This window comes from Microcystis sp. T1-4 (genome assembly GCF_000297435.1).
In the GTDB taxonomy this organism is placed as follows: Bacteria; Cyanobacteriota; Cyanobacteriia; order Cyanobacteriales; family Microcystaceae; genus Microcystis.
The window spans coordinates 19321-27540 of record NZ_CAIP01000139.1; the positions used below are offsets into that span (position 1 = coordinate 19321).

At 47.4% G+C, this 8220-nt stretch carries 9 protein-coding genes and 1 tRNA gene; 6 read left to right on the plus strand and 4 right to left on the minus strand.

Annotated elements, in window-relative coordinates:
* Positions 1-2: 2 nt before the first annotated feature.
* Positions 3-2630: a chloride channel protein gene (locus tag MICAI_RS08175; protein WP_008200253.1), complete on the minus strand. Its 2628-nt coding sequence runs from the start codon at positions 2628-2630 to the stop codon at positions 3-5.
* Positions 2631-2849: 219 nt separating this feature from the next.
* Between MICAI_RS08175 and MICAI_RS26355 the strand changes: the two genes are divergently transcribed.
* Entirely contained in the window at positions 2850-3074 is a 225-nt protein-coding gene (locus MICAI_RS26355; RefSeq protein ID WP_232306161.1) for a DNA cytosine methyltransferase, read from the plus strand.
* Here MICAI_RS26355 and MICAI_RS22500 read toward each other — a convergent pair.
* Entirely contained in the window at positions 2982-3227 is a 246-nt protein-coding gene (locus tag MICAI_RS22500; RefSeq protein WP_232306162.1) for a hypothetical protein, read from the minus strand. The two genes, MICAI_RS26355 and MICAI_RS22500, sit on opposite strands and share 93 nt — an antisense overlap.
* Positions 3228-3417: 190 nt before the next feature.
* Here MICAI_RS22500 and MICAI_RS08185 point away from each other — a divergent pair, with 190 nt between their 5' ends.
* On the plus strand, positions 3418-3936 hold the full coding sequence (locus tag MICAI_RS08185) for a DUF3122 domain-containing protein (protein WP_008200258.1): 519 nt from the start codon (positions 3418-3420) through the stop codon (positions 3934-3936).
* A gap of 82 nt (positions 3937-4018) precedes the next feature.
* On the opposite strand, the gene MICAI_RS08190 is transcribed toward MICAI_RS08185, so the two are convergent.
* Positions 4019-4405 carry a DUF4359 domain-containing protein gene (locus MICAI_RS08190; protein WP_008200259.1) on the minus strand — a complete coding sequence of 129 codons (387 nt, stop codon included), beginning with the start codon at positions 4403-4405 and terminating at the stop codon, positions 4019-4021.
* Between the two features lie 101 nt (positions 4406-4506).
* On the opposite strand from MICAI_RS08190, the gene MICAI_RS08195 reads away from it, so the two are divergent.
* The 3 genes from MICAI_RS08195 (at position 4507) to MICAI_RS08205 (ending at position 7019) form a co-directional block, all read left to right on the plus strand.
* A tRNA-His gene (locus MICAI_RS08195) sits at positions 4507-4579 on the plus strand.
* Positions 4580-4813: 234 nt separating this feature from the next.
* Entirely contained in the window at positions 4814-5758 is a 945-nt protein-coding gene (locus tag MICAI_RS08200; protein WP_008200261.1) for an isoaspartyl peptidase/L-asparaginase, read from the plus strand.
* A gap of 70 nt (positions 5759-5828) precedes the next feature.
* Positions 5829-7019 (plus strand): FtsW/RodA/SpoVE family cell cycle protein, encoded by a 1191-nt coding sequence (locus MICAI_RS08205; protein ID WP_008200263.1) that lies wholly within the window; start codon positions 5829-5831, stop codon positions 7017-7019.
* 64 nt (positions 7020-7083) lie between these two features.
* Here MICAI_RS08205 and MICAI_RS08210 read toward each other — a convergent pair whose 3' ends face one another.
* Positions 7084-7284: a hypothetical protein gene (locus MICAI_RS08210; protein ID WP_008200265.1), complete on the minus strand. Its 201-nt coding sequence runs from the start codon at positions 7282-7284 to the stop codon at positions 7084-7086.
* A 212-nt stretch (positions 7285-7496) separates the two neighbouring features.
* Between MICAI_RS08210 and MICAI_RS08215 the strand changes: the two genes are divergently transcribed.
* On the plus strand, positions 7497-8165 hold the full coding sequence (locus tag MICAI_RS08215; RefSeq protein ID WP_008200267.1) for a lysophospholipid acyltransferase family protein: 669 nt from the start codon (positions 7497-7499) through the stop codon (positions 8163-8165).
* Positions 8166-8220 lie beyond the last annotated feature (55 nt).

Consider the following 8220-nt stretch of genomic DNA (forward strand, 5'->3'; position numbering starts at 1 on the left):
ACCTAATCTGATAATTCCCCTCGTACGAGAATCACAGTGCAGTTAACGGCACGGGCAATCGTCGAGGGGATATTGCCATTTAATAACTGATTGAGCAAACTTTCCCTCGATGCACCCAAAAGCACCAAAGAACAATCCTCCGATTCTACCAGATCAATGACTGCCTCGGCCGGAGAGGCCGAACGAATCGGTAAAGGTACAATCGGCTCTGCGATCGCTTTCTGTAAAGATGCTTGTAAAACTTCCAAAGTGGACAGGTCTGGCAGTAACTCCGTCGGAGAATAGATTTTACATAACCAAAGTTTGGGATGATCCGAAGACTCGGACAAGGACAGCAAACTAGGCAATAATGCTAAAGCGCGTTGGGCATTCGGACCGCCGGCGGTGGGAATCAGCCAAATCCTTTCCCGATTAGGATCGTTGGGAAAACAATCCTTTGTTCCTAATTTTACCAAGATGGTTTCACAGGGAGCTTGGGCGATCAAAGTATCGACTGAAAACCCAAAAATCGCCCCAGTAGTCGATTTTTCCCCCGTCCAACCCATAATTAATAAATTGCTGTGTCGTTCGCGAATCGTGGCCAAAATCCCGTCGGCGATGTCCTGAGCCACGGAAATTTGCGTATGAACAGAGATATGCTGCTGACGGGCTAATCTTTCCAGACGATGAAGTAATTTGCGTCCTTCGCGTGTATCTACCCGGACTTCCGCCGGAGAACTAAGACGAGGCACAGTAATCACATAGAGACAATCTATCTCATAATTGCGTTCACGGGCGATGGCAGCGGCAATTTTAAACAAAGCGGTAGCGGTGTCGGGATTGGCAATGGGTAACAAAATCCGGCCTATTCCCACAGCCGGAGAACGAGTTTGATAAACCACATAGGAAGGGGTAGTGGGTTGAGGCAGTTGACAAACCCCCCCTAATTGATCAGCTTCCACCCGGATAATATCAGTGCGGGTGATGATCCCCACCAGTTTTTGACCGTCGGTAACGGGTAAACGGGAAAGCTGATAGCGATTCAACAGAAATAAAACATCGGTTAAAGCTGCCTGGGGAGCCACCGTAATCGGATTGGGAGTCATCATCTCCCGCAGGACGGTTTGACTGTTTTTTGATCGCCATTTATCCAGATCACTTTGGGTAAAAATCCCCAATAGTCGCCCCTGTTCCACCACGGGAAAACCGCGATGATGGGAACGGGACATAATTTTCACCACTTCCCCCAGGGGTAAATCCGCCGGCAGAATTTCCACCTGGGATTGCATCACATCTATAGCCGACAGATGGGCCAGCACATCGTTAGCCGGGGTTTCCTCGTTGAGAATAATACCACTAGCGGAAAGTAAATGCTGATAGAGGGAACCGGGGCGAATGCTTTCGGCAGTGATATAAGAAACGGCACAGGTCAACATCAGGGGCAGCACAATATTAAAATTGCGATGCAGTTCAAAGACAATCACGATCGCCGTTACCGGAACCCTGACTACTCCCGTAAAAAAGGCCCCCATACCCGCTAAAGCATAACTAGGTTCGCTGCCGAAACCCATAATTTTCGTCTCGATTCCCCCCACCAGAAACCCCAAACAGGATCCCAACACCAAAGCGGGGGCGAGGAGTCCTCCAGGGGCGCCGGAACTGTAGGAGATCATCGTCAGGAAAAAATAGACCACAAAAGCGAGGGCGGTATTCTGCCAGCTTAATTCCCCTGCCAGCAAAAACTCGCGTAAACCCGTATTATCTCGAAAAAAGTCGGGTAAAAAAGCCACTACCGTTCCCGATAACCAGCTGACCAGACCGATGCGCCAAGCCAGAGATAACCGCCAACGCCGCTGCAGCTGGCTACAAAAAAGGATGCCTTGATTGAATAAAGCCCCCAATAAGCCCGCTAAAGCCCCTAAAAGGCAATAAATGGGTATTTCTTGGGCAGAGAAGCTAATATTGGCATATTCAGTGATGATCGAGGGGGTATTCTGCAGCATCATCGAAACCACGGCCCCGGTAAAGGAAGCCACAATCGCCGTTTCTAGGGTCATACTGGAAACATCGCGCATTAATTCCTCGATCACAAAGAGGACCCCGGCGATGGGAGTAGTAAAACCGGCCGCTAACCCCGCGGCTGCCCCGGCTGCGATCATCTGACGACGGTGATCGGGACTGGTGGGCAGCCATATGCTTAATTGGGCCGCTAGGGCTGCCCCGATGTGTACCGTCGGGGCCCGACGACCAAGGGTTAAACCACCGCCAAGGATCAGGATCGCCCCGATCATTTTTACGACGGCAACGCGCCAAGACAGGGGCAAAGGATATTTAGCTAGGGCCGCTTTTACTTGGGGAATACCCCCCCCAGCGGCCGCGGGGGAGAAGTGTTCGACAATCCAACCAGCGCTATAACCAAGCAGAAAACCGCCGAGGGGCAAAACTAGGAAAGGAGAGGAATTGGCTACTAGATGCACCCGCCAACCACCTAACCAACCGATGCCCAATTTCAGGATAATAGCGGCAAGGGCGGAGAGAATTCCGATGAAACAGGCTACCAGTAAAGCATAACGACTATCGGTCGCGCTACGTCCGAAGTGTTGGGATTTAAACCACTGACGGAGGTTTTGGTGACGGGCAAAAAGTCCCATAATTATCAGGGAGAATCAAGGCAATGGCAGGGCGAGGATTTATTTTGGGTTCTGATTCCTCGTCTCTTTAATCATAGGCCGTTAAGTTCTGTGACTGTTCACTTTGTTTCTACCAGTGGACCCAATAGTAGTTTTTCGATCGATGGGCTAGGATCGAAGGTTGTCCCTATCTTTGAGCGGAGGATATAAAGCTTGTCATTGATTGACCATATCTCTACAGTGGATCTATTTTGTGGGGCTGGGGGGCTAACCCATGGTTTTGAGAAAGCTGGACTAATCGTTAAAGCGGGTTATGATATCGACCCAGCTTGTCAATTTCCCTACGAACATAATAATAAAGCCCAGTTTATTTTAAAAAATAATGAACTTCGACTGGTGAGCTTCTGGCCAGATCATCTCTCTTTGGTAATCTGGTATATAAAGTTCATTGATGTCGTCCTCTAAACCATCTTTATATTTTTGAACTAAAACTTCCACAGGATATTCCTTTGTGTCGTAATCAACTATTTTCTGTTTTTCGCGGATTTCTTGCTCTGCTTCCTCTTTCAGACTATCGCTGATTTCTGTTCTGGCAAATTCATCGGGTTTGTTAGCCATCTCGAAGTTACTTGCAACCATCAATTTATCTAATCAATCATACAATGTCTTTGCGGACAAAAGCCGCTCCACTTCCCTTGACAGCAGAGCAGCTTTTTTTGAATAATTAACTATATAGTGATATAATTATATTAATTTGGCTCAAGTGCCGAAGCTCATACCATATTTTTTAGCTAATGTCAATAAAGTTATGAAACGATTTCTATTATTATTTTGTGTTATCGTCAGTTTTTTGGTATTTATCAGCCTTCAAATCGATTTTTCCTTGTCCGCACTAGCTCTAACCAGACAACAGCCAGAAGGACCGGGGCAGCTGTTGTATCAATCCCGTCATAGTTTGCGCGATGATACCGGTAGTCCTTGGCAGGTGGTGTTATTTAAACGAGTTAAAGATGGGGAAACGGTAGAAATTAGTTTGCGCTTGGTGGGATTTCCAGAGGGGATTGAGTTTCTTCACCCGGAAAGATTAACGATAACCACTGCTAAAGGCCAAATTTTAGCGGCTGAGGATGCTTTTGCCCAAGAATCACCCGCAGCTAACGTTGGTCAATACAAGATGCAGGATATCTTAGCACAGCTACCCGTTACCGAAGCGATCGAGCTTTCCCTACCCCTAGACAATCCCCGCTCTCTCAGTATCCCGACTCCTGTACTTTTGGAATGGCAAAGTCTGCTTTTTTCCGTAAATGGAGGAAATCCCCATCACTGACAATAAAAAAAAATGCCCAATTAGGCAAAGTTTCAGCTATCACCACTACAATAAAATCACTATCAAAATTTCAATTGTCTGACTATAGTTCTAAAGCTTCGTAGATGTATAATTTATTCAAAAAACCGACGGTGCTGAAGTGATAACTAGGTAAAGGCGGAGGGAACCATAATTCCGTTTGATAAACGCTGAAAATGACAAAATTCTTTCTAGTGGTGTTAGTGGCGATCGCTTCTTGTAAAAAAGGATGACCCGTATCCACCAACATTTTACAGTAACCCCGCAAGAGAGCCTGCACTTCGAGGGAAGCTTGCGCCCGAGCGCAGACATTATCCTTGAGATAGCTAGTTAACCTCTGGGAAGCGTATTGTTCGTAATCTTGACGATTGGGGTTAGTTGTCAGCAATATTCCCGCAATTCCCCCTAAAACCACTCCTACCACCATTCCCCCTAACCTTGCCAATTTCATAAGCTCTCAAATCATCACTCACTTACCCTAACCATAGCCCGAATTAGGATAAAAAACCTGTTGTCAATGATTCCTTTTCTGGTATAGTAGATATGTGTACGGCGAGCGTAGCCAAGTGGTTAAGGCAGTGGATTGTGGTTCCACCACTCGGGGGTTCGAGTCCCCTCGTTCGCCCTCTTTTTAAGGATCGCTGATGATTAGGCTTTAAGGGAGTCAATTGGCACTTACCCGCTCAAATCCCCAATCAATTCGTTATCGGTAAAACCCTACACCCCACACCCCACACCCTGTCCCCACAAAAAACTTTTTGCCGCAAACCCTACTTACCAGTTAAGACGGCACTAGAGAAGCGGAGTAGCGATAACGTGATAGTTTAGATCTAATCGGTAATGTGAAGTTAGAACAATAATGACCAGAGTAAACCCGAAGTTAATTATTCATGGGGGAGCGAGTTCCCTAGAGGACAAAGGTGGTTTAGAATCGGTGCGCGATTCTCTCCGGGGGATTGTTAAGAATATTTACAACCTCCTTGACAATGGTGCAAGTGCTGTGGAGGCGGTGACAAAAGGATGTATGTTACTGGAGGATGAACCGCGATTTAATGCTGGGACTGGTTCGGTGGTGCAATCGGACGGTCAGGTGCGAATGAGTGCAGCCTTGATGGATGGTCGTCATCAGCGTTTAAGCGGTGTCATTAACGTCTCGCGGGTACAGAATCCCATTAGCCTAGCCCACTTTCTCCAAAGTCAAGAGGATCGCATTCTCTCGGAAATTGGAGCTGCCGATCTGGCCCGAGAATTACAAATTCCCCTCTATGATCCCCTAACCGATTATCGGATTCAAGAATGGATGGAGGAAAGAAAGACGAATTTTAATCGCAAAATGGCCCGTTTATTCGCCGACTCGTCAGCGCAACGGGGAACCATCGGGGTGGTGGCCCTTGATCAACAAGGAGACATCGCCGCCGGAACTTCTACCGGAGGCAAGGGACTAGAAAGAATCGGTCGCGTTAGTGACAGTGCCATGCCAGCGGGCAATTATGCGAATCCATGGGCAGGAGTAAGTTGTACGGGAGTCGGGGAAGATATTATCGATGAGTGTTTAGCCGCTAAGGTGGTTATTCGCGTCACCGATGGTTTTTCCCTCGCCGCTGCCGTGGAGAAATCCATGCACGAATCCCAAACTAATGGTCGGGATCTGGGCATGATTTCCCTTGATCGTCAGGGGAATATTGTTTGGGGAAAAACGGCGGAAATTCTCTTGGCTGCCTATCACGATGGTCAGGCGATCGGTGATACCCTAGAATGGCACGGTGAAAATGTCGGTTTAATCGGCCATGTCGCCGTCGGATAGTGGAACAAACTGCGATCGAACTTAGTCTTCTCGGTTAATCTCTGCAAGATACTTCTTCTCGAAAATCTCCGTGTGGCAATATATTATTCCTATTTTTGACCCCGATGTGAAAAACTGGTCAGCCGAAGCGCGGTTATTGCGCTGGATGACTTTTTTGTGGCTGTCAGTCGGGTTAGTCGTGCTTTTTTCCGCCTCCTACGCTCTGGCTGACAGTCGCTTTGATAACGGACTATACTATTTTATCCGCCAATTAATCTGGCTTTGGATTGGCTTAATTGGCTTTAATTTCCTGGTGCGATTGCCGATCGAGAAACTCCTCAAAATCGCCCCCTGGATGATTTTATTAGTTTTAGGATTAATTTTGATCACTCTTATCCCCGGTTTAGGAGCTAATATCAATGGTGCCACCCGTTGGATTAAAATCGGGCCGATTCTCTTGCAACCGTCAGAATTTATGAAACCGTTTCTCGTCCTGCAAGGGGCGGCGGTTTTCGGTGGTTGGCCGCGTTTAAATGTCAATCAACGGTTAACTTGGATCGCTATTTTTGGGCTAATTCTAGCCGGCATTCTCTTACAACCTAACTTGAGTACCACTGCTCTGTGTGGTATAACTCTCTGGCTGATCGCTCTTGCCTCTGGTCTGCCTTTATCCTACATGACCAGCACCGCTTTACTGGGTGTAACTATGGCTGTGGTTAGTGTTACTTTCCGCGAATACCAGAGAAAACGGATTTTATCTTTCCTAGACCCCTGGCAGGATCCCCGGGGTGATGGTTATCAATTAGTGCAGAGTTTACTGGCGATCGGTTCTGGCGGAACTACCGGCAGCGGTTACGGTTTATCCCAACAAAAATTATTTTATCTACCCTTCCCGGATACGGATTTTATTTTCGCTGTCTTTGGCGAGGAATTTGGTTTTGTTGGCGGTATTTTACTGTTAATCATGCTATTTCTCTACGCTACTCTCGCCCTGATCGTGGCGGTTAAATGTCGTCATCGCATCAAAAAATTAGTGGCGATCGGGGCGATGGTAATTTTAATCGGTCAATCCCTGTTAAATATCGGTGTGGCCACTGGTTCTTTACCCACTACCGGCTTACCTTTCCCCCTCTTTAGTTATGGCGGCAGTTCCAGTTTAGCTAGTCTCTTTTTAGCGGCCCTCTTAATCCGGGTGGCTAGGGAAGAAAATGAGACCGGGGAGCGCCAGACTTGGCAGAAGGGTGCGGGGAGCAGGGAGAAAAAGCTGATGGCTGACGGCTAAAAAGCTAAATACTGTCTCGGAGTCTCCTCAATACTGACTTCTAACCCAATTCCCCGGCCAAACCCTAGAAATCCTCGGGAATAATCCATTGGGTCGGTTGCGTCAGTTTTTTCAGTCTAGCGGCTTCTGCCATTTCTAACATCTTTTCCAAAGAAGTTGCGGCAATAAATTTGGCTGCTTCGGCGGCATGGGCTTGATTGGGGCATCGATCGCCTAAAATACAACCATTTAGGCAATCTACAGCACAATTTACCTGTTTTTCCATAAAAACTCTCTTTTTCTAACTAGATTTGGCCTTTATATTTTAACCCAACTTTTTTTCAGCCAACCCTAGGTAAGTAATTATGCCAGTTAAGAAAGCGGCACGCTTAACCTTTCCCTAACCAATAAATTACTATATATTTTAATTGTGTGAGGAGTGAGAAGAAAGCAAAGTCCTTGGGGTCGAAACACGGCAAGACTCCCAAGGGCTTTTCCATGTCTAGGGAACAGTTGTCAGTCATGAACCAGCCTCAAGAGCGAGAACCTTTTGCCAGTTTAGTTTTATATCATCTCTTTAAATGGTCGATCGTTAGCCCCACCCTACACGGCTATTTTCGTGGTCGCGTTTACGGAGTGGAAAATGTCCCCCGGCGTCATCCTCTGATTATCGTCTGCAATCACGCCAGTTACTTCGATCCACCCCTATTATCCTGTGCCGTAGGTCGTCCTGTAGCTTATATGGCTAAAGAGGAATTATTCACCATCCCGATTTTAAAACAGGCGATCGCTCTTTATGGGGCCTATCCCGTCAAACGCGGCAGTGGTGATCGCGGGGCAATTCGGGCGGCGATGGGAGCATTAGCGGCGGGCTGGGCAGTGGGAGTGTTTCTGGAGGGAACGCGCACCGAGGACGGATTGATCCATCAACCAAAACTAGGTGCGGCGATGATTGCCGCTAAAGCGGGAGTTCCCCTATTACCCGTCAGTTTGTGGGGGACAGAAAAGATTTTTCAAAAAGGTTCTTCTTTTCCCCATAGTATCCCCTTAACTATTCGCATCGGCGAAGTGCTGCCGCCACCGATTTCTAACAAAAGAGAAGCTTTACAGGCAGTTACCGAGCGCTGTGCCGAAATTATTAACGGATTACACGCCCTCGGACGCTAACTAGGGTCTGCGGCAAAAAGTTTTTCTTGGGGACAGGGTGTGGGGTGTGGGGTGT